The 19,661-nt window shown below is 71.2% G+C and carries 20 protein-coding genes and 1 tRNA gene; 11 read left to right on the top strand and 10 right to left on the bottom strand.

The window, feature by feature from the left end; all coding sequences use genetic code 11:
- Window positions 1-14: 14 nt before the first annotated feature.
- Window positions 15-1,163, bottom strand: coding sequence for an ABC transporter permease (locus tag MZC64_RS40140; RefSeq protein WP_247764080.1), 1,149 nt, complete (start codon window positions 1,161-1,163; stop codon window positions 15-17).
- A complete protein-coding gene (locus MZC64_RS40135; RefSeq protein WP_247764081.1) occupies window positions 1,160-2,092 on the bottom strand; it encodes an ABC transporter ATP-binding protein in 933 nt (310 codons plus the stop codon). The genes MZC64_RS40140 and MZC64_RS40135 overlap by 4 nt, the downstream gene beginning before the upstream one ends.
- Before the next feature lie 71 nt (window positions 2,093-2,163).
- Between MZC64_RS40135 and MZC64_RS40130 the strand changes: the two genes are divergently transcribed.
- Both MZC64_RS40130 and MZC64_RS40125 read left to right on the top strand, forming a co-directional pair.
- Entirely contained in the window at window positions 2,164-2,433 is a 270-nt protein-coding gene (locus tag MZC64_RS40130; RefSeq protein ID WP_247764082.1) for a helix-turn-helix transcriptional regulator, read from the top strand.
- Entirely contained in the window at window positions 2,430-2,939 is a 510-nt protein-coding gene (locus tag MZC64_RS40125; RefSeq protein WP_247764083.1) for a hypothetical protein, read from the top strand. Before MZC64_RS40130 ends, MZC64_RS40125 begins: the two co-directional genes overlap by 4 nt.
- Here the strand turns inward: MZC64_RS40125 and MZC64_RS48335 are convergent.
- From MZC64_RS48335 to MZC64_RS40100, 4 genes are all read right to left on the bottom strand, one after another.
- The gene (locus MZC64_RS48335) at window positions 2,927-3,526 is read right to left on the bottom strand and encodes a hypothetical protein (protein WP_282106625.1); all 600 of its coding nucleotides are present in this window, start codon (window positions 3,524-3,526) and stop codon (window positions 2,927-2,929) included. The two genes, MZC64_RS40125 and MZC64_RS48335, sit on opposite strands and share 13 nt — an antisense overlap.
- 84 nt (window positions 3,527-3,610) lie before the next feature.
- Window positions 3,611-5,431, bottom strand: coding sequence for a gamma-glutamyltransferase (gene ggt, locus MZC64_RS40110; RefSeq protein WP_247764085.1), 1,821 nt, complete (start codon window positions 5,429-5,431; stop codon window positions 3,611-3,613).
- Between the two features lie 36 nt (window positions 5,432-5,467).
- A complete protein-coding gene (locus MZC64_RS48975) occupies window positions 5,468-7,966 on the bottom strand; it encodes a DUF2156 domain-containing protein (protein WP_247764086.1) in 2,499 nt (832 codons plus the stop codon).
- A gap of 78 nt (window positions 7,967-8,044) precedes the next feature.
- Window positions 8,045-9,352: an esterase family protein gene (locus tag MZC64_RS40100; RefSeq protein ID WP_247764087.1), complete on the bottom strand. Its 1,308-nt coding sequence runs from the start codon at window positions 9,350-9,352 to the stop codon at window positions 8,045-8,047.
- Between the two features lie 103 nt (window positions 9,353-9,455).
- Here MZC64_RS40100 and MZC64_RS40095 point away from each other — a divergent pair, with 103 nt between their 5' ends.
- The 6 genes from MZC64_RS40095 (at window position 9,456) to MZC64_RS40070 (ending at window position 15,356) form a co-directional block, all read left to right on the top strand.
- Window positions 9,456-11,129 (top strand): beta-N-acetylhexosaminidase, encoded by a 1,674-nt coding sequence (locus MZC64_RS40095; protein ID WP_247764088.1) that lies wholly within the window; start codon window positions 9,456-9,458, stop codon window positions 11,127-11,129.
- A 41-nt stretch (window positions 11,130-11,170) separates the two neighbouring features.
- Window positions 11,171-11,536, top strand: coding sequence for a hypothetical protein (locus MZC64_RS40090; protein ID WP_247764089.1), 366 nt, complete (start codon window positions 11,171-11,173; stop codon window positions 11,534-11,536).
- Between the two features lie 56 nt (window positions 11,537-11,592).
- On the top strand, window positions 11,593-12,699 hold the full coding sequence (locus tag MZC64_RS40085) for a PLP-dependent cysteine synthase family protein (protein ID WP_247764090.1): 1,107 nt from the start codon (window positions 11,593-11,595) through the stop codon (window positions 12,697-12,699).
- Entirely contained in the window at window positions 12,651-13,946 is a 1,296-nt protein-coding gene (locus MZC64_RS40080) for an MFS transporter (protein ID WP_374205858.1), read from the top strand. The genes MZC64_RS40085 and MZC64_RS40080 overlap by 49 nt, the downstream gene beginning before the upstream one ends.
- 320 nt (window positions 13,947-14,266) lie before the next feature.
- On the top strand, window positions 14,267-14,611 hold the full coding sequence (locus tag MZC64_RS40075; protein WP_247764091.1) for a hypothetical protein: 345 nt from the start codon (window positions 14,267-14,269) through the stop codon (window positions 14,609-14,611).
- A 115-nt stretch (window positions 14,612-14,726) separates the two neighbouring features.
- Window positions 14,727-15,356 (top strand): TetR/AcrR family transcriptional regulator, encoded by a 630-nt coding sequence (locus MZC64_RS40070; protein ID WP_247797779.1) that lies wholly within the window; start codon window positions 14,727-14,729, stop codon window positions 15,354-15,356.
- Window positions 15,357-15,384: 28 nt separating this feature from the next.
- Here the strand turns inward: MZC64_RS40070 and MZC64_RS40065 are convergent, their stop codons facing one another.
- Window positions 15,385-15,606 carry a DUF3618 domain-containing protein gene (locus tag MZC64_RS40065; protein WP_185001892.1) on the bottom strand — a complete coding sequence of 74 codons (222 nt, stop codon included), beginning with the start codon at window positions 15,604-15,606 and terminating at the stop codon, window positions 15,385-15,387.
- 118 nt (window positions 15,607-15,724) lie between these two features.
- Here MZC64_RS40065 and MZC64_RS40060 point away from each other — a divergent pair.
- A tRNA-Leu gene (locus MZC64_RS40060) sits at window positions 15,725-15,798 on the top strand.
- A 298-nt stretch (window positions 15,799-16,096) separates the two neighbouring features.
- Here the strand turns inward: MZC64_RS40060 and MZC64_RS40055 are convergent.
- The 3 genes from MZC64_RS40055 to MZC64_RS40045 all read right to left on the bottom strand — a co-directional run bounded on the left by MZC64_RS40055 (window position 16,097) and on the right by MZC64_RS40045 (window position 17,763).
- Window positions 16,097-16,495 (bottom strand): hypothetical protein, encoded by a 399-nt coding sequence (locus tag MZC64_RS40055; protein WP_247764093.1) that lies wholly within the window; start codon window positions 16,493-16,495, stop codon window positions 16,097-16,099.
- Complete coding sequence (locus MZC64_RS40050; protein ID WP_247764094.1) at window positions 16,386-17,120, bottom strand: nucleotidyltransferase domain-containing protein; 735 nt, start codon at window positions 17,118-17,120, stop codon at window positions 16,386-16,388. The genes MZC64_RS40055 and MZC64_RS40050 overlap by 110 nt, the downstream gene beginning before the upstream one ends.
- A gap of 82 nt (window positions 17,121-17,202) precedes the next feature.
- The gene (locus MZC64_RS40045) at window positions 17,203-17,763 is read right to left on the bottom strand and encodes a TetR/AcrR family transcriptional regulator (protein WP_247764095.1); all 561 of its coding nucleotides are present in this window, start codon (window positions 17,761-17,763) and stop codon (window positions 17,203-17,205) included.
- Window positions 17,764-17,816: 53 nt separating this feature from the next.
- On the opposite strand from MZC64_RS40045, the gene MZC64_RS40040 reads away from it, so the two are divergent.
- A complete protein-coding gene (locus MZC64_RS40040; protein ID WP_247764096.1) occupies window positions 17,817-18,602 on the top strand; it encodes an NAD(P)-dependent oxidoreductase in 786 nt (261 codons plus the stop codon).
- Between the two features lie 5 nt (window positions 18,603-18,607).
- Complete coding sequence (locus MZC64_RS40035; RefSeq protein WP_247764097.1) at window positions 18,608-19,549, top strand: threonine/serine dehydratase; 942 nt, start codon at window positions 18,608-18,610, stop codon at window positions 19,547-19,549.
- The last annotated feature ends 112 nt before the right edge of the window (window positions 19,550-19,661 follow it).

Genomic DNA, 19,661 nt, shown 5'->3' with positions numbered 1-19,661 from the left:
CGGGGGCGCCGGACTCACTTACGGCTCAACGCCTCGGTGAGTTTCGTGCGCGCCCCCACGCGCAGCACGGTGTTCGCGTAGACCCGGCCGCCCAGCCACAGCAGCAGAGCGATCGCCGGCAGCATCAGCCCGGCCGCCAGCAACTGCTGCCACAGCGGGGCCGCGCCCAGGGCCGCGCGGATCGGCATCAGCATCGGCGCGAACGGCGGCAGCAGCGACACCCACTCCACCAGCTGGTCGTTCGGGTTGCGCAGCAGCAGCGGCAGCCCGCCCGCCATCGGGATGACGATCAGCATCATCACCGGCATGATCACCGACTGCATGTCCTCCTGACGGGAGACCAACGCGCCGGTGGCGGCGAACAGCGTGGCGTAGAGGGTGAACCCGAGCAGGTACCAGCCGATCAGCGCGGTGATCGTGCCCACCGTGCCGCCGGGCAGCGTCACCGACCCGGTGGCGGTGGCCGCGGCCAGGCCGACCCCGGTGACCAGCGCGAGCTGGGCCAGACCGACCAGGCCGATGCCGATCACCTTGCCCGCCAGCAGCTGCCACGGCCGGACCGCGGCCAGCAGCAGCTCGACCACCCGGCTGCTCTTCTCCTCCACCACGCCCTGGGCCACCGTGATCCCGTAGCCGAGCAGGGCGAAGTACAGCAGCATCGCGGTGGCGAAGGCCAGCGCCAGCCGGGATCCGCGATCCGGATCGGCCGGGGTCAGCGCCCGCACCTGGGCCGGTTCCGGCGCCCGGCCCGCCTGATCCAGCACCGATTTGACCGCGAGCACGTCCAGCGCCGCGCGCAGCTCGCCGTCGGTGTCGTTGTCCACCACCGCGCGCACGCCCGGACCGGCGTCCAGGAACACGGTCACCTCGCCCGCGCGAACCAGACGCTCACCCTCGGCGGCATCGGCCACCGTGCGCAGCTCCAGCTGGTCGCCACTGGCGGTGAACTGCGCCCGCAACGCCTCGCCGACCGGGGCGCTGCGCGCGGTGACCGCGGCGGTGCGTTCGGTCCCGCCGTTGAGCGTGGCGAAGCCGACCAGGCCGCCGACAATGGCCAGCATCAGCAGGGTGCCGAGCACGAAGGACTTGCCGCGCATCCGGGTGGCGATCTCGCGACTGGCCACCAGCCAGGCGCCGCGGGCCGGTCCGAGCTGGGTGTTCACGCGCTCGCCTCCTCGGTGACGATGTGCCGGTAGGTCTCGGTCAGACTCGGCTGGTGCCGGCCGAAGCCACGCACCGGCCCGGTGCGCAGGGCCGCCGCCAGCACCACCTGGTCGTCCACGCCCTCGGCCAGTTCCAGCACGGTCTGACCGTCCACTGTGGACACGATGCGGACGCCGGGAATGCGTTCCGCCCAACCGGGAGCAGCCGAAGGCGCGTCCACCACCAGCCGGGCCGAACCGGCCCGCTGTAGCTCGGAGACGGTGCCGCAGGCCACCATCCGGCCCTGCCGCACGATGCCCACCCGGTCGCACAGCCGCTCGACCAGGTCGAGCTGGTGGCTGGAGAACAGCACCGGCACGCCCTGGGCGCACTGCTCGCGCAGCACCTCGCTGAGCACGTCCACCGCCACCGGGTCCAGCCCGGAGAACGGCTCGTCCAGCACCAGCAGCATCGGCCGGTAGACCAGCGCCGCGGCCAGCTGCACCCGCTGCTGGTTGCCCAGGCTGAGCTTCTGCACCTCATCGTCCCGGCGCTGCGCCACGCCCAGCCGCTCCAGCCAGTCCTCGGCCTCCCGCCGGGCGGCCTTCGGACTGAACCCGTGCAGCCGGGCCAGGTAGGTGAGCTGCTCGCCGACCTTCATCTTCGGGTAGAGCCCACGTTCCTCCGGCATGTAGCCGATCCGGCGGCGCCCGGCGAAGTCCAGCGGCGCCCCGTCCCAGCGCACCTCGCCCGAGTCGGCGGCCAGCACGCCCAGCACGATCCGCATGGTCGTGGTCTTGCCCGCGCCGTTGCCGCCGACGAAGCCGAACAGCTCACCGGGCCGCACCAGGAAGCTCATCCCGTCCAGCGCGCGCAGGTCCCCGTAACGCTTGCCGAGCCGGTCCACCTCCAGGCCAGCGCCCGCCCCCACCGTTGCTGATGTGTTCATGCGGCGAAGTGTTGTAAAAACCCAACAGCTTGTCAAGTTGTCCAACCAGCCGGTTGTGCCAGACTTACCTGGTGAGCCCAGTGCGACGGGGCAAGGACCTGCCGATCTACAACCGGCTCCCGGTGCTGCGCGCCGAACGCGGCCTGTCCAGGGTCGCGCTGGCCGAGGCGGTGGAGGTCAACCCGCAGACCATCGGCGCGCTGGAACGCGGAGATCACTACCCGAGCCTGGATCTGGCCTTCCGGATCTGCGAGGTCTTCGGGCTGCCGGTGGAGGCGGTGTTCAGCCGGGCGCCGTTCACCCCGCTGTCCGAGCAGGTCTATCGAGGAGGGCAGGGATGAGCCTGCGCGAGCGGTACACGGAGTACGAGCGGCGGCGGACAGCGAAGTTCAGCCGCAGGCTGCCCCGCTGGCGCACCCGGCGGCACCGGCGGCGGCTGGCCGTGGCCTGGTCGCTGTTCCCGGTCTTCCTGGTCGTGGTGCTGCTGACGGACCTGCGCGGCACCGGGTGGTTCCTGCCGCTGTGGCTCGCCCTCTACGCGGGCTGGCTGTCGGTGTGGGGCCTGCTCCGGGTGCTGACCGCGGCACTCGTCGAGACCCTCTCGCCCTCCCTGGACGAGCGCCAGCGCGAGCTGCGCGACCGCGCGATCTTCCTCGGCTACCAGTTCGGGCTGCTGACCCTGCTCCCGCTACTGGCCTACCTGCTGCTCAACCAGCGCAGTCCGGATCTCGGCATCAACGCGAGCATCCTGCTGGCGATCGCCTTCGTGGTACTGGCGGCCGCGCCAACGGCCCTGCTGGCCTGGGTGCTGCCGGATGATCATCCGGAGGACTTTCAGGACCAGTAGGGCTCGGCCCGGCGCGCCGCCGCGGCGATCGCCGCCCCGTCAATCTTGGCGGTGGTGTTGATCCCGGCGCTGGCCCACTCGATCCGCAGCTCGAACTCGGTGTCCGGCAACGGGTGCAGCCACAGCTGGAAGTGCGAGTCCACCCGCCCGCTGTCCGCGGTGCCACCGTCCGGGCTGCACACCAGCAGCGCTGCGGCGGGCTGCTCCTCCGGCGCCGACCCGACCGCGGCGACCTCGGTCCCGTCGGCCAGCCGGATACTGAAGTGCGGGGCTGATTCGGTTGTGGGATCCCGCTTCCAGCGCCGCCGGTGCGCACCGAAGAGCCCGTCGTGCAGCTCCCACCAGGCATCCTCGGCCAGCCCCGCACGCCGGGCGGCCACCCTGGCCTCCACCTGGCAGCCGTTGGGATAGGCCCGCGCGCCGACAACAAGCACCACCGCGTTGTCCGTCCTGGTCACCACGGCTTCCAGCGGCACCAGCACCCCAGGCACATCCTCCGGTGGCCCCAGCCACACCGGCCGAGCGGCCCGCGGCGGCTCTGGTTCGGCCACGGGAGCAACATCCGGCTCATCGTCAAAAAACCCCATGACCCCCAACCCTAACCATCGAGTTGGCCCAACTGGTACGCCGACTTGGGCCAACTCGACGTACGAGTTGGCCCAAGTCGACGGTCAGCGGGTGGGGAAGAGGACCTTCGCGCTGCCGCCGCCGCGGCGGACGGGCTCGGCCACCGCCTGGATCTTGCCGCGGCCCAGGAACTCCAGCGCGGCCACGGTGCCGATTTCCGGGTTGGGGGTGAAGGTGGTCGAGGGCAGCTCGAACTGCTGGCCGTAGGCCTCCAGCTCGGCTCGTTTGGGCGAGTTGAAGAAGGCGGGTTCGGCCTCGGTCTTGGCCCGGTTGCGCTGGGACAGCCTGGGTGCGGCCACGGCCTGGGGCAGGGACATGCCCAGGTCGATCCGGTTGAACAGGGTCTGCAGGACGGTGGTGATGATGGTCGAGCCGCCGGGGGAACCCAGGGCCAGCAACGGCTTGCCGTCCTTGAGCACGATGGTGGGCGACATGCTGCTGCGGGGGCGCTTGCCGCCCTCGGGCGCGTTGGCCGGCCACGGCTGACCGGCGGCAGGCGGCGCGAAGTCGAAGTCGGTCAGCTCGTTGTTGAGCAGGAAACCGCGGTGCGGCACGGTGAGCGCGCTGCCGCCGGTCTGCTCGATGGTCAGCGTGTAGGCCACCACGTTGCCCCAGGCGTCCGCGGTGCTCAGGTGGGTGGTGGAGGTGCCCTCGTAGCGGTCGGGGCCGGGGGCGGTGGTCTTGCAACCGCCGGGCTTGAGCGGGTCGCCGGCCGGGGCGGGGTGCGGCATGGCCTTCTTCGGGTCGATCAGGCAGGCCCGGTCCTTGGCGAACCCGTCCGACAGCAGCTGCTTCAGCGGAACGTCCACAAAGGACGGATCCCCGATCCACTTGTTCCGGTCCGCGTAGGCCAGCCGACTGGCCTCCAGGTAGGTGTGGGTGGCCCCGTTGACGTCCTTGCGGGACAACGGGAATCGCTCCATGATGTTGAGCGCCTCGCCGACCGTGGACCCGCCGGAGGACGGCGGGGCCATGCTGTACACGTCCAGCCCGCGGTAGCCGATCTTCGTCGGCGCGCGGTCCACCGTCCGGTAGGCGGCCAGGTCGCCGGTCTCCATCAGACCGGGCCGCACCTTGATCGTGGCGCCCGCGGCCACCGGCGGCTGGTTCACCGTGTGCACGACCTCGCGCCCCAGCTCACCGCGGTAGAGCCAGTCCAGCCCGCGCTCGGCCAGGCCCTGGTAGGTCTTGGCCAGGTCGGGGTTGCGGAAGGTGCTGCCCACCTCGGGCAGCTTGCCGCCGGGCAGGAAGAGCTTGGCGGTGGGCGCGATGGCCCGGAAGCGGGCCTCGTTCTGCCAGGTGTGGTCGCGGTACTCCTTGTCCACGGTGAACCCGTCGCGGGCCAGCCTGATCGCCGGGCGCAGGTTCTCGGCCAGATCCTTGCGGCCCCACTTGTCCAGGGCGCGCTGCCAGGTCAGCGGGGTGCCGGGCACGCCGACGGACAGTCCGGAGGTCATCGCCTCGTCGAACGGGATGGCCTTGCCGTCCTCGACGAAGGAGTCCTGCTTCATCCGCTTGGGCGCGGTCTCCCGCCCGTCGATGGTGTGCACCTTGCCGGTGCGCGCCTCGTAGTAGACGAAGAACCCGCCGCCGCCGACCCCGGCGGAGAACGGTTCGGTCACGCCCAGCGCCGCAGCCGCGGCCACCGCCGCGTCCACCGCGTTGCCACCCCGGCGCAGCACCTCGATACCGGCCTTGGTGGCGTCCTCGTCGACCGTGGACACCGCACCGCCGTAGCCGGTCTGGGTTGGCCTCTTACCGCTCTGACCAGCCTCGACCGCGCCCGCGGCCGGAGCGCTGGTCAGGGTCACCGCCGCGGTGGCACACAGCACCACCGCCGCGCGCAAGGGTCGTGAGGATCCCACGTCGCCGCCTTTCGCCGGGTTCGTTACCCCGGCAAACTAACGGCTGAGGACCCGCCGCACCAGGCGCAATCCCTGCCTCGCGCCCATATTCGGCAGATATGCCCGGCCGATCGCGTTGGCGATGCGCGGCAGCGCGGCCGGGTCCGGGTAGGCCATGTACATCGGCTGGTAGGTCGGCTGGAACTTGGCCTTGAACGCGAACAACGAGCGGAACCCGTACACCGGTTCCAGCGCCCGACCGGCGAAGTCGAGCAGTCGTTGCAGCGCGCCGGGCTGCTGACCGCGGTCCAGCCGGGCCAGCGGGGCGCCGGAGAGGCTGAGGAACTCCGCGCCCTCCTCCTTGAAGCTGAGCGCGGCCGAGGCGATCAGGAACTCCATCACGCCGCGGAATCCGGTGGCCCGGCGGCGCATGAAGTCCAGCGTCCAGCCGACCACCTGCCCGTCCCGGTGCACCGGCAGCCAGCTGGTGATGCCGTGCACGGTCCGGTCGGCGTCCAGTGCGACCAGGCAGCGGACCTCGTTGTCGTTCAGCTCGTCCAGCCCGCCCAGGGTGAAGCCCATCTCGGGCAGGCCCTTGTCCGCCACCCACTCCTCGGAGATGGACCGGACCTGGTCGGTGATGGCCAGCGGCGCCTTCGGGTAGCTCCACCATTCCGCGGTGATCCCGGCCTTGCCCGCCTTGTTCAGCGCGGTGCGCACGTCCTGCCACTTCTTGCCGGTGAAGGCCAGTTCGGGCAGGGGCACCAGGGTGTCCTCGGCGACCTGCACCGCGCTCCAGCCGAACGTCTTGGTCTCGTCCTTGATCGCTTCGGTGACGCTGTAGAAGCAGGGCGTCCAGCCGTTGCGCGCACAGAAGTCGGCGAACCCGCGCACCGCCTCGATCCGCGCCGCGGGTTCGCCCACCGGGTCGCCGGTGGTGATCGCGATGGTGGCCACCACCCGGTAGGCGACCACGGCCTGCTCGTCCGCGGTGAACCAGTAGTTGTTGCCGCGCCAGGTGGTCATGTGCGCCAGGTTCGAGCCGCCGAACTTCTGCACCAGGTCCCTGGCCCGCGCGGCCGCGGTCTCGTCGGTGGGCGGCGCGGCCCGCCAGAAGGTGACCAGCAGCGCGCCCAGCACCAGCAGCCAGAACACCACGCCCAGGTACTCGCACAGCAGTCCGGCCAGGCCGCCGGTGGCGATGAACCGCACCGGGAACAGGTCCAGGTACCCCGGCGGCAGGAACCGCGAGGGCGCGTCCGCGATGAGCTGGCCGAAGCCGGGCTGCGGGTCGAACTGGTCCCGCCAGGCGTACCCGCCGAGCACGTACACCACGCCCAGCAACACGAACGCGCCCACGATGAAGGCGACCAGCCGCCGCCGGGACCTTCTCGGCCCTGCCACGGTGAACTGCCTGCGGGTGACTACTAGGCCGATCAGCATGGCCACCGACAACAGCACCGGCATCGAGGAGTCGAAGACCAGCTGGCCCTTGGTGTGCGGCGAGATGTCGCCGAACTCCGCGGTCGGGGTCAGCATCAGGTCCACAATGGACTGGACGAACCACACCAGCAGCGCCAGGTTGGCCACCGTGGCCGACCACCAGGCCAGTTTCCGCCCCCGCCGCAGCCCTTCGGCCAGCACCAGCAGGAACAGCGCGGGCAGCACGGACATGATCGCGCTGGGCAGGCCGTCGAAATTGGCCCGGGCCCGCAGTTCCCGGCAGCGCTCGGCGAAGTCCGGGTCCGCGCAGATGGCCTCGATCTGGTCCGCGCTGGGCACCGGCGAGGTCAGCACATCGCCGAGCGCGGTCAGCGGGCCTGCGGTGTAGGGGGTGAGCAGCATGAACACCGGTCCCAGCGCGCAGGCCGCGAGCAGCAGCGCCACCAGCACCCTGGTCTCCGAACGGGACGGCGCGCCCACGGTCTTGCTGGAGCGCCCGAGCATGGCCAGCCCGGCGAGCATGCCGATCAGCCCACCGCAGAGCCGCACCACGTCCTGGGCGTAGCCGGAGAACAACGCCAGCGTCACCAGCGCCACGATCAGCACCAGCCGCAACCGCCTGCGCCACAACGCGGGCAGCCGCGAACTGAGCGCCAGGCCGAGCCCGACCGCGCCGGTGGACGGGCTCAGCGCCAGCTCGGCCGGATCGTCCAGGAAGTTCAGCCACAGCCAGCCGGCCACCGAGCCGAGTTTGATCACGCCGATGCCCAGCAGGGCGCCGCCGACCTGGCTGATCAGGAACAGCACCGCGGTCCGGCCCGGTCCGAGCAACCGCTCGCCCGCCGCGCCGAATCCCAGCAGCAGCACCGAGGTGGCCAGGTAGCCGACCAGGTCCAGGCACCACAGCGCACTGCTCAGCGGTGCCCACCAGTGCCCGTCGACCAGCGAGGAGGTGCCGATGCCGACCTGCGGCAGCAACTCCCCCGAGGGCCCGTCCAGCAGGCTGCCGGTCAGCGCGCCCACCGTCCACAGCGCGACCAGGAACACCAGCGTCAGCGGGGCGTGCGCGAGCAGTCCGAGCAGCCCGCGCAGCGCGGCGATCCCCTGGTGCACCAGCCTGATCGGAGCAGGCCGGCGCGGCGTGGATGGCGGCTCGACCTGACTGTCCTCAGTGGACACTGCGGGCTCCGATCATCGCGGGGTCAGTCCGGTGTGCTGGGCCAGCCAGGGCATGGCCTGGGCCAGCGCCGGTCGCCACACCACCCAGTTGTGCGGGCCGGGGATCTCCAGCCAGTCCACCTGCATGCCCGCCCGGCGGCAGGCCTTGAGCACGTCCTGCTGCTGCGGCCGGAACTCGCCGTCCTTGTTGCCGACCACGATCAGGCCCGCGGTCTTCGGGAACTTCGCGGTGGCCAGGATGTCCAGCGGGTTGACCCGTTTGAACGCGGCCTCGTCGCCGCCGAAGGCCGCGTTCACCGAGTCCTTGCGGGTGCCCAGCGAGGGTTCGCGCTGACCGGAGATGTCGATGAAGTTGCGGTAGACCTCGGGCGCGCGCACCGCCAGCTGCAACGCGCAGGTCCCGCCCTGGGACAGTCCGCCGATGGTCCAGGCCTGCGGATCGGTCTCGGCCTGCAGGTTCTGCCGGACCCAGGCCGGCACGTCCTTGGCCAGGTAGGTCTCGGCCGCGCCGAGCTTGGAGTCCAGGCACATCGGGTTGGCCAGCTCGCTGCCCAGGTGGTCCGGCAGCACCACGATCGGCGCCAGGCCCCGGTTGTCCGCGGCGTACTTGTCCATGGTGGTGGCCAGTTGCCCCGGCCCGAGCCAGTCCGATGGCGAGCCGGGCTGCCCGGCCAGCAGCACCAGCACCGGCAGTTTCGGCCGCGGCGTGGCCTGGTAGGCCGGGGGCAGGTAGACCCGGCCGGTGCGGGTGCCGAACCCGGCCGAGGACGGGATGGTCACCTCGGACACCGTGCCCTGGGCCGGCAGGCCCGCGGGCGGCTGCCACACCTCGCTGAGCGCCTTGCCGGGCGGCACCACCACGGTGGACGCGGCCGGTTTGGCCGCCTCGGACAGGTCGGTGGTCGGCCCCTGCCCGCTGCCGAAGAGCGCGCCCACGGTCGGGAACTGGCCGAAGTACCGGTTGATGTCGGCCACCCCGCACACCGCGAGCACCACCACCGCCAGCGCGATCCCGATCCGGGCCGGCCAGCGTTGTGGGAGGCAGCGGAACACGCCGAGCACCAGGCTGCCGACGATCATCGTGATCCACAGCGTCGTGTTGGTCGGCACCCGGTCCGCGAACGGCCGCCACACCTGGTTGACCAGCACCTCGAGCAGCAGTCCGAGCACCAGCATGCCGAGCAGCACCAGCGGCAGGGTCCGGCGCCACCACACCCGGCGGCCATCGGCGAGCAGCACGGCGAAGGCCGCTCCGCCGGCGAAGGTCAGCCCAGCGGGGACCGCCCCGTCGATCAGGGACCAATCGAGCAGGCTAGCCATGGGCACACCCTGGGTCCGTTCGACCGGACGGCACAACGCGACAACCTGTCGGTTCACCAATTGGGGCGGTTCGTGTCCCACAAATTGGTGAAGTATGTGATCTGTGACCGATCGACTCGCCACCCTGTTGCCCCGCCCACGGAGCGCGCGAGGGCTCGCCGGTACCTTCCGCTTCACCGAACGCACCAGCGTTGTCGCTGGTCCGGGCGCTGAGAGCACAACAGATCTGGTGCGCCGCGCACTGGGCTTCCTGCGCCTCCCACTACCCCAGCGCGGCACCCCCGACCCCGGTTCGGTGGTGGTCACCCTGGACGCCGCCGCGCACGGCCCGGAGGGCTACCAGCTGCTGGTCCGGCCGGACCGGCTGGACATCGTGGCCGGCTCCACCGCGGGCGCGACCTACGCGGTGCAGACCCTGCGCCAGCTGCTGCCCGACGCGGCCTGGCGGGCCGCGGCGCCCAGGGGCACGGTCTGGGAGCTGGCCTGCTGCGAGGTCACCGACGCCCCGGCCACCGCCTGGCGCGGCCTGATGCTCGACGTGTCCCGGCACTTCCTGCCCAAGCGGGAGGTGCTGCGGATGATCGACCTGCTCGCCATGCACAAGCTCAACCGGCTGCACCTGCACCTGGCCGACGACCAGGGCTGGCGGATCGAGAGCACCCGCTACCCCCAGCTCACCGAAATGGCCGGGCACCGGTCGCAGACCATGATCGGCCACGGCCACTCCCCCGACGGCGACGACGGCACCCCGCACGGCGGCTACTACAGCCGGGACGATCTGGCCGAGATCGGCGCGTACGCGCAGGAGCGGGCGGTCACCGTGGTGCCCGAACTGGACGTGCCCGGCCACGCCTCGGCGCTGCTCACCGCGATGCCCGAACTGGGCTCGGTGCCCGGCGGCAGCTACCAGGTCCAGTCCACCTGGGGCATATTCCCCAATCTGTTGTCCCCGCTCCCGGCGGTGGAACAGGTGGTGGACGAGCTGCTCGGCGAACTCCTGGAGGTGCTGCCCGGCCCGTATGTGCACCTGGGCGGGGACGAATGCCCGCTCGGCCAGTGGGAGGCCAACCCGGAGATCCAGGCCTACCGCGAGTCCCGCGGCCTGCCGGACATGGCCGCGCTGCACGGGGATTTCCTGCGCAGGCTGGCCGACCGGCTGGCCGGCCGCGGTGTCCGGGCGGTGTTCTGGGACGAGGCATTCGGCAGCGGCGGACTGCGGCCGGACTCCGTCGTGATGGCCTGGCGCGGCGACGAGGTGGCCCGCAAGGCCGCCGCAGCCGGGTTCCAGGTGGTGCGCACCCCGGTCTTCCCCACCTACTTCGACTACTACAGCGACGCCGACCCGCGCGAGCCACTGGCCATCGGCGGTCCGGTGCGCCTGGCCGACGTGGCCGCGCTCGACCCGCGCCCGGCCGGGTTCAGCGAGGCGGAGAACGCCAACATCATCGGCGTGCAGGCCCAGCTGTGGAGCGAGTACCTGCCGCACGCGCGGCTGCTCGACTACCGCGCCTTCCCGCGGACCTGCGCACTCGCCGAGGTGGCCTGGACCGGCGCCCCGTCCAGCTGGCCGGCGGAGCCGGAGCGGGTGCGCGCGCAGCTGTCCAGATTGGACGCCGCGGGCGTGGAGTACCGGCCCTTCGACGGCCCGAAACCTTGGCAGCAAGGCGGATCCGGCGCCCGCGCCTTCCAGCCCGGCTTCCCGATGGCCGAGGTCACCCAGGCCCTGGGCGATCTCGCCGCCCAAGACAACCCGGAAGGACTACTACCTTCGTCGTAACCTGGCCGTGACCAGGTCGCAAGATCCGGTACGTTGGCGGTGTGCGTCTGGCCCGCCCCGTTGTGGCGCTGCTGCTCGGGGTCCTCTACCTCACTCTCCACCTCGGTGGCGAGTGCTTCGTGACGCACACCGCTTCCGTGCATTCCCATACACACAGCGGTTCCACGACTGATCACGACACGCACAACTGCGATCACACCCAGCACGACGGCACCGATGAGCTGTGCCTCGCGCTGCCCCGCGGCGCCGATCCGCTGACCCCCGCCACCGAACTGCCGGACCCCGCCGTCATCCCGCCGGTTTTCCTTGCCCCGCAAGCAGAACCCGCCCCGGCGATACTCGCGTGGCGCGAGACTGTCCACAGTAGACAATCAACCCAGCTCGTCAACTGCGTGTTCCGGACCTGAGCAGCAGCCGGTAACCCGCCTTCACCCGTACCTCTTCCCGAGGAAGAACCACAGACATGGATCTGCTGCTCCCGCATGCCCGCACGTCCCCAGCCAGGTTGCTCACCAGCGCGCCCCGCTGCCAGAGCCTGCCCGCCGCGGTCGGCAACACCCCGGTGTTGTGGATCGACGAGCCCTTCGCCAAGGCGGGCAACGGTTTCTGGGCCAAACTGGAAGGCGCCAACCCCGGCGGCATGAAGGACCGCCCGGCCCTGCACATGATCGACTGCGCCCGCCGCCGCGGTGAACTGGCGCCTGGCGCGATGATCGTCGAATCCACCAGCGGCACCCTCGGGCTCGGCCTCGCGCTGGCCGGAATCGCTTACGGGCACCCGGTAACCCTGGTCACCGACCCCGGTATGGAGCCGATCCTGCATCGGCTGCTGGCCGCCTACGGCGCGCGGATCGAACTGGTCAGCGAACCGCATCCGACCGGCGGCTGGCAGGAGGCCCGGCGGCAGCGCGTGGCCGAGGTGCTGGCCGACAACCCGGGCGCGTACTGCCCGGACCAGTACCACAACCCGGACAACGTGGCCGCCTACTCGGCGCTGGCGATGGAACTGGTGGCCCAACTCGGCCGGGTCGACGTGCTGGTCTGCTCGGTCGGCACCGGCGGGCACTCCGCCGGGGTGTCCAGGGTGCTGCGCGAGTTCTGCCCCGACCTGCGCCTGGTCGGGGTGGACACCATCGGCTCGACCATCTTCGGCCAGCCCGCCCGGCGCAGGCTGATGCGCGGCCTGGGCTCCAGCATCTACCCGCGCAACGTGGCCTACGACAGCTTCGACGAGGTGCACTGGGTGGCGCCGCGGGAATCGGTGTGGACCAGCCGCGCGCTGGCCGCGACCAGTTTCGCCACCGGCGGCTGGAGCGTCGGCGCGGTCGCCCTGGTCGCGGGCTGGCTGGCCCGCAACGCCGAACCGGACACCCGGATCGCGGCGATCTTCCCAGACGGCCCGCAGCGCTACTACACCACCGTGTTCAACGACGAGTACTGCCAGGCGCACGGCCTGCTCGACGGCCCGCCGCCCACCGATCCGGCCGAGATCTCGCACCCGCTGGCCGCCGAGGTGACCGGGTGGACGCGCTGCCGCACGGTCGTCGACCCCGCGGCGGGCACCCGGTGATCCAGGTCCTGTCCCAGTACCGGTCCTTCCCCCGGCCGGTGCGGCTGCTGCTGGTCAACCAGCTCACCATCAACCTGGGCTTCTACATGCTGATGCCCTACCTGGCCGCGCATCTCTCCGGCGGGCTGGGCCTGGCGGCCTGGCTGGTCGGGCTGGTGCTGGGCGTGCGGAACCTGTCCCAGCAGGGCATGTTCCTCTTCGGCGGCGCGCTGGCCGACCGGTTCGGCTACAAGCCGATGATCATCGCGGGCCTGGCGCTGCGCACCGTGGGCTTCGGGCTGCTCGGCTTCGTGGACAGCCTGCCCGCGCTGATCGCGGCCTCGGCCGCCACCGGACTGGCCGGGGCGCTGTTCAACCCGGCCTCCCGGGCCTACCTGACCGCCGAGTCCGGTGAGCGGCGGGTGGAGGCGTTCGCGCTGTTCAACGTCTTCTACCAGGTGGGCATCCTGATCGGGCCGCTGATCGGGCTGGCGCTGACCGGGGTGGCCTTCTCGCTGACCTGTCTGGTGGCCGCGGTGGTCTTCGCGGTGCTGACCGTCCTGCAGGTCAGGGAACTGCCGGCGCGTTCGGCGCCAGGGGGCGGCGGCAGCCTGCTCGGCGGGGTCGGCACGGCGGTGCGCAACCGGCCGTTCCTGTTCTTCGCCATCGCCATGATCGGCTCCTACGTGCTGTCCTTCCAGATCTACCTGACCCTGCCGTTGCAGGTGCGGGCGATCGCGGGCGGCGAACTGGCTGGCACCATCGGGGTCGGCGCGCTGTTCGCGGTCTCCGGGCTGGTCGCGGTGCTCGGGCAGTTGCGGATCACCGCCTGGTGCCGCGGCCGCTACGGCCCGGCCCGGTGCATCACGCTCGGGCTGGCGCTGATGACCGGCGCGTTCCTGCCGCCGATGCTGGCCGGCCTGCTGGACCCCCAGCAGCAGGGCGGACTCGGGCTGTGGCTGCCCGCGCTGCTGCTGACCTCGCTGTTGCTCACCCTGGGCACGGTGGTGACCTATCCATTCGAGATGGACACCATCGCCGCGCTCTCCGGCGGCAGGCTGGTCGCCACGCACTACGGGCTCTACAGCACCCTGTCCGGCATCGGCATCACCGTCGGCAACCTGGTGGCCGGCCGCGCGCTCGACCTGGCCAGGTCGGCGGGCGTGCCCGCGATCCCCTGGCTGACGCTGCTGGCGCTGGGCCTGCTCGGCACCCTGGCCGTGCACCGGATGGACCGCTCGGGACGGCTGAGCCCGGTCCCGGTCTGAGTACTGCGGGTGGCTCCCGATTCCGCGTCGACCGGGAGCCGCCCGCACCTCCCGCATGCCCCTTCAACACGGGAAGTTCAGCGACACGCGGCGAAAGACCCCCCGCCGCGGCCGCGCTGCCCCTGCTCGGCCGCGGCGGGGCCTCGACCGGACCGCGCCACTGCCCGGGATATCTGTTCAGTCCCCTCCCGGGTTACACAGGCATCGCAGGTCCACTCGGACGAGTGAGTACGACCAACTGGGGGATGTCACCCGCCAAACCGTCATGCGCTCACCCCCGAGGTCTCTCACCATGGGACGAGGCCGAGCGGGAGGCGTCTATGGACCACACACCGATCACCGTCGACTACATGCCCGAGGGCGACGACTGGACCGTCACGGTCCGGTACGGCCGGCTTGAGGAGGCGGCCACCGCGCCGGGCCTGATCGCGGCCAGGGACCAGGCCGACCAGATTCTGGAGCGGATCGCGCCCGGCATTCCCAGCCGTGCGGTGCACCTGCTCGACGGCGACGCCTTCGCCTTCACCACCGCCTACCTGCACGCCCGGCACGGCCTGACCCCGCTGGGCGGGGTGCCGCTGACCCAGGCGCCGACCCAGCCCGACGGCGAAGAAGTGGAAGAAGAGGAAGAACAAGGGGCTCAAGCAGCCACGAACACCGGCTGACCTTCCACTTCGGACGTCCGGTTGACACCCCGGCCCGCTCAGCGGCCCTAGGATGAGAGGACACGGGCGGTCACGCCGCCGACACAGATGTCGGCAGCGGTGAGAGGGGGCAGGTTTGGCGACTGCGCCAGGCACTGACGAGTTGCACAGCAGCCGAGCCAAGGAGGCGGGCGGGGCGCCCCGCGGCAGACCCCGCGACGCCAGCAGGGACGACGCCCTGCGCAAGGCCACCCTGGAGGTGATGGCCGAGGTCGGCTACCGCGCGCTGACCATGGACGCCGTCGCCGCCCGCGCCAAGGCGGGCAAGGCCACCATCTACCGCCGCTGGGAGTCCAAACTCGAACTGGTCATCGACACCTGCAACGAACTGGTCAGCCGCAGCGTCCCGGAACCCGACACCGGTTCGGTCGCCGGCGACCTGCGCGAGTTCCTGCTGGGCTACGCCGACTTCCTGACCGGCCCCTCGGGCAAAGCGGCCCAGGCCCTGGTCGGCGAACTCCCGCACGAACCCGAACTGGCCACCGCCTTCCGGGACAGCTTCCTCACCGGCCAGCGCGGCATGCTCCGCCGGATCCTGGAACGGGGCGCCGAACGCGGCGAGATCAACCGCCACGCCCCCCTGGGCATGGTCAACGAACTGGCCGGCGCCACCCTGACCTACCGGCTGATGCTCACCGGCGAACCCATCGACGCGGCATTCGTCGACAAACTGCTGGAACAGGCCCTGCTGCCGCTGCTCAACTGAGCCTGCGGCAGCGGGACCCGTCCCGGTGTCAGCGAAAGATCTTGCGCAGCAACGCGAGCACCACGAGCGCCCCGAAGGCGATCAACGAGTACTTCACCCGCGGATCGTCCAGTTTGGACTTCACCGCGGCCTTGGACTCGTCCACGAACTTCTTCGGGTTCGCCCGCACCGCCAACTCGTCCAACGTCGAGGCCAGCGAGTCCCGCGCCTGCTCGATGTCACGCTGAATGCTCTCCGGATCCCGAGCCACAGGTCCCCTCCTCGCAGGACGATGTCTGACGCGGGATCACGGTAGCCCCAACCCGCCACGCCGCGTCACCCAGTCCGCCTCCACCCGCCAGGTGTCGCCGGTTAGGCTGTACGCCGACGGGGCCGTAGCCCAATTGGCAGAGGCACACGGTTTAGGTCCGTGCCAGTGTGGGTTCGACTCCCACCGGCCCCACGTCGACTGGGTCGACCCTGCTTGCGCTGCGCGCTTCGCCGGGTCGACGTGTCAGTCACACCGGGGGCGAAGCCCCCGGACCCCACCCGGCGGGCGCTGCCCCCGGACCCCCGCTTGCCCTGCATATGCGGCTCCGCCGCCTTGCCCGCCGTTCCCCCTTGCCCTGCGTGCTCGGCTTCGCCGTCGCGCTGCGCGCCGTTCCCTCCTCCGCGCGTGTTGGCCGTTCTGGTACGCCTTGTTGGCCGTTTTGTACGCCTTGTTGGCTGTTCTGGTACGCCTTGTTGGCCGTTGTGGGGCGTTAGGTGGCGGCGTGGGCTCGGCGGGCTTTTTCCACCAGGGTTTCGGCGGCTCGGCCTGCTCGCTTGAACTCCTCGATGGTGGCTGAGGTGTGGCTGTAGCCGGCCTTGGTCTTCATCTTGAGGAGGGCGGCCAGGTGTCTGGCCGCTTCTCGGTCGGCCTTGCTCAGCAGGGCGGTCGCCTCGGTGTGGTTTTCACCGTGGGCGTGGTGGCCCAGGGCGGCGCAGCAGATGACGTCCGAGGCGGCTATGCCCGCGTGCACGCACAGGGTCACGTAACTGTCGGCGCAGTCAGTGTCCTGGTCGGCCAGGTCGCGGATCTGGTCCGCCTGTTCCTTGAACTGTTCCGCCTTGCGCAGGCGGCCGCGGCGGATCGCCGCGTCGCACGGTTGCGTCCGCACGCCCACCCCTCCCCTTCCGCAACTGCCTGCTCAACCAGGCGCGGGTGCCGGCCACGGTGAGCCCCTCGCTCAGCGCGGCGTGCAGGACGGCCTGGTCGCGGCCGTGGGCGGTGACCTCGGCGGCGGTGAACTCCAGCGGACGGGTGTCGTTGCCGATCCAGCGGGTCACCTCGGCCACCAGGTCGCCGACCTGGGCCTCCCACTGATCACTATCGGCATCCTCGGGACGGATCAGCAGCAGGTCGAGGTCACTCGCCAGGGTCATCGTGCCGCGGGCGGCCGAGCCGAACACGGCGGCGTAGACCGGTGACACGGGCCAGGCGGCCAGCCGGTCCGCAAGGCGCCGCAGGAAGGTCTCCTGCAGCTGGGCCAGGCCGATGATGTGCTGCGCGGCGAGATGCTCACGGTTGAGCCGGTACGCGTAGGCGTTGCCGATCCGCTCGGCATGCACGATGCCCTGCCGGGTCAGCCGCCGCAGCACCTTGCGGATGCCCTCCTCCGACCGCCCGGCGAGCAGCCGGCGCAGTTGCCCCGTGGTGAACACGGCATCGTGCCTGGCCAACGCGGCGAGAACATCCCCGTCAAGCGTGGGCGTCACCGTCGCCAACGGCCGATTCAGCTCCACACCCACCTCCCACAATCCCCCACAATAGTACGGCTACCCCCACAAAAATACATCTACCCGCACTATAAGCCGCCATCCCCGCTCACCCCTGAACCACGCCGACCACGATGGCCACCGCCGCCGCGACCGCCTTGCCCCGCGGCACCCGCCCGGCCGCCGCCGCCCGCGCCACCCCGTCCAGGGCACTGAACAGTCCGACCAGAACAACCGGGGCGACCGGCGCGAACGGCTTCAGCGCGGCCCGAAGTTCATTCAGGTAGCAGCGCTCCGACTGTTCCCGGAAGTCGCGCGTCTCCGGATGCCCCAGCAGCGCCGCCTGCACCTCACCGCAATCCGGCCCCGCCGCGATCATCCCGTCGACATAGGCCGTGCACACCGCGGTCACCACCTCCGCCAGCGACCCCGCCCGCGACCGTGCCGCGCGCATCGCCTGGGCCAGGTGTTCGTCGTAGTCCTGGTACATCGCCAGCAGCAGGCCCTCGCGGGTGCCGAAGTGGTCGTAGGCGACGGGTCTCGACACCCCGGCGCGCTCGGCCAGGGTGACCAGGGTCAGGGCGTTGGCGCCGTTGGTGTGCAGGATCTCGGCGGCCGTGCGCAGGAGGTGGTCGCGGCGGTCCGGTCTTGACATGCGGTGCTCGGCCATGAACTCATGCTACAGAATGTAGGTTACATTGTGTAGGTAGCTGGGAGGGCGCGATGGTCGCGGTGCTGGGAACTGGGGCTCGGGCGGCGGGGCTGGCCGGGGTGCTGGGTGCGGTGGATGTGGCTGGGCTGGTGGTGGTGTGTGCGGAGGAGCACGGTGAGCTGGCGGGGTTGCTGGCGCGGGAGTTGGGCGGGGTTGATCTGGTGAACCTCACCTCGGGGACCAGTGCGGAGGCGCGACAGGCCGCGGAGCTGGTGCGGGCGCGGGGCGGGCGGTACCTGGACGGGGCGTTGATGGCGCATCCCGAACACGTGGGCAGGCCGGAGACGGTGCTGGTCTACAGCGGGGACGCGGAGGTGTTCCAGCGGCATCGCGCGGCGCTGGAACGGCTGGGCGAGGCGAACTACCTGGGCGTGGACCCGGGCACGGCGGCGCTCTACGACCTCGCGTTGCTCAACTTCGCCTGGGCGACGCTGATCGGCTACCTGCAGACCGCGGCGCTGCTCGACGCGGACGGGGTGCCCGCGGCGGCGGTGACGCCGATGCTCACCCGCTGGTTGCGGAGCACGGTGGTCGAGGTGATCGAGGACTACGCGACCCAGCTCGACGCCGGGGCCTACCCGGGCGAACAGGAGTGGCTGGAGCTGGACGCGCCGCTGATGGGGAACCTGGTGCAGGCCAGCGCGGAACGCGGACTGGACCCGGGGCTGCCGCGGCTGGTCGAGTCGCTGACCGCGCGTGGGATCGCGGCGGGGTTCGGGCGGGACAGCTTCGCCAGCCTGGTCGAGGTCATCCGGGGGTCAGCGGCAGCGCCGGTTCAGCACCGCCATCTAGCGTGAGGTGGGTGACCGACCTTTCGCTTGATCGCATCCTCGCCGCGGCGAAGGTGATCGATCCCGTGTTCCTGAACAGCCCGCAGTACGTGGACGAGCAGCTCTGCGCCGCGCTCGGCCGCCGGGTGCTGACCAAGGTGGAACTGCTGAACCCGTTGCGCTCCTTCAAGGGCCGCGGCGCGGAGTTCTTCGTCAGCGAGGTGGCCGAGGGTATCGGGACGATCGTGTGTTCCTCCACCGGCGGGAATTTCGGCCAGGCCGTGGCGTACGCGGCGCGGCGACGTGGTCTGCGGGCCGAGGTGTTCGTGCCGAGCGGCACCTCGCCGGTGAAACTCGCCCGGATGCGGGCCTTCGGCGCGGTGCTGCACGAGGTCGACGGCTCCCCGCTGGAACTGGCCGAGGCGTACGCGGCGGAGACCCAGGACCGGGTGTACGTGCTGGACGGCCGGGATCCCGCGGTGGCCGAGGGCGCCGGGACCATCGGGATGGAACTGTTGCGGGACAACACTTTCGACACACTGGTGGTGCCGATGGGCGATGGCGCGCTGATCTCCGGGGTGGCCGCCTGGGTCAAGGCGCACGCGCCGGCGGTGCGGGTGATCGGGGTCGCCGCGGCCGCCGCGCCCGCGCTGGCGCGAAGCTGGGCGGCGGGCGAGGTGCTGACCGTGGAACTGGCCAGCACCTTCGCCGCCGGGATCGCGATCAGCCGCCCGACCGAACAGGCGGTGGCCCGGACCAGGGCGCTGGTCGACGAGGTGGTGCTGGTCAGCGAAGAGGAACTGCGACAGGCCATGCGACTGGCCGCGCGCACCCTCGGCGTGCTACCCGAACCCGCGGGCGCGGCCGGACTGGCCGCCATCGCCAAGGGCATTCCGGGCGAAACGGTCGCCACCGTGCTCACCGGCGGCAACGCGGACCTGGCCGGCTATGCCGGGCTCGGCGCCGGCAACTGAGCCACAACCCGCCATTGGTCTGCTCCGGCTGCGACTAACCACCCGGGCCGTCAGTCTGTTTTTCCGCCATAACCCCAGGATTGGGGGGCATTGGTATATGCGTGGCCGTTGA

This window comes from Crossiella sp. S99.2 (assembly GCF_023094165.1).
GTDB lineage: Bacteria > Actinomycetota > Actinomycetes > Mycobacteriales > Pseudonocardiaceae > Crossiella.
Note: the sequence above shows the minus strand (reverse complement) of the source record. Positions and strands in the feature narration are given on the sequence as shown.

Bases quoted from the DNA above. Each gene is read 5' to 3' on its own strand.
- MZC64_RS40135 (WP_247764081.1), bottom strand. From the start codon at position 2,092: ATGAACACATCAGCAACGGTGGGGGCGGGCGCTGGCCTGGAGGTGGAC.
- MZC64_RS40125 (WP_247764083.1), top strand. From the start codon at position 2,430: ATGAGCCTGCGCGAGCGGTACACGGAGTACGAGCGGCGGCGGACAGCG.
- MZC64_RS48335 (WP_282106625.1), bottom strand. From the start codon at position 3,526: ATGGGGTTTTTTGACGATGAGCCGGATGTTGCTCCCGTGGCCGAACCA.
- MZC64_RS40100 (WP_247764087.1), bottom strand. From the start codon at position 9,352: ATGGCTAGCCTGCTCGATTGGTCCCTGATCGACGGGGCGGTCCCCGCT.
- MZC64_RS40085 (WP_247764090.1), top strand. From the start codon at position 11,593: ATGGATCTGCTGCTCCCGCATGCCCGCACGTCCCCAGCCAGGTTGCTC.
- MZC64_RS40075 (WP_247764091.1), top strand. From the start codon at position 14,267: ATGGACCACACACCGATCACCGTCGACTACATGCCCGAGGGCGACGAC.
- MZC64_RS40045 (WP_247764095.1), bottom strand. From the start codon at position 17,763: ATGGCCGAGCACCGCATGTCAAGACCGGACCGCCGCGACCACCTCCTG.
- MZC64_RS40040 (WP_247764096.1), top strand. From the start codon at position 17,817: ATGGTCGCGGTGCTGGGAACTGGGGCTCGGGCGGCGGGGCTGGCCGGG.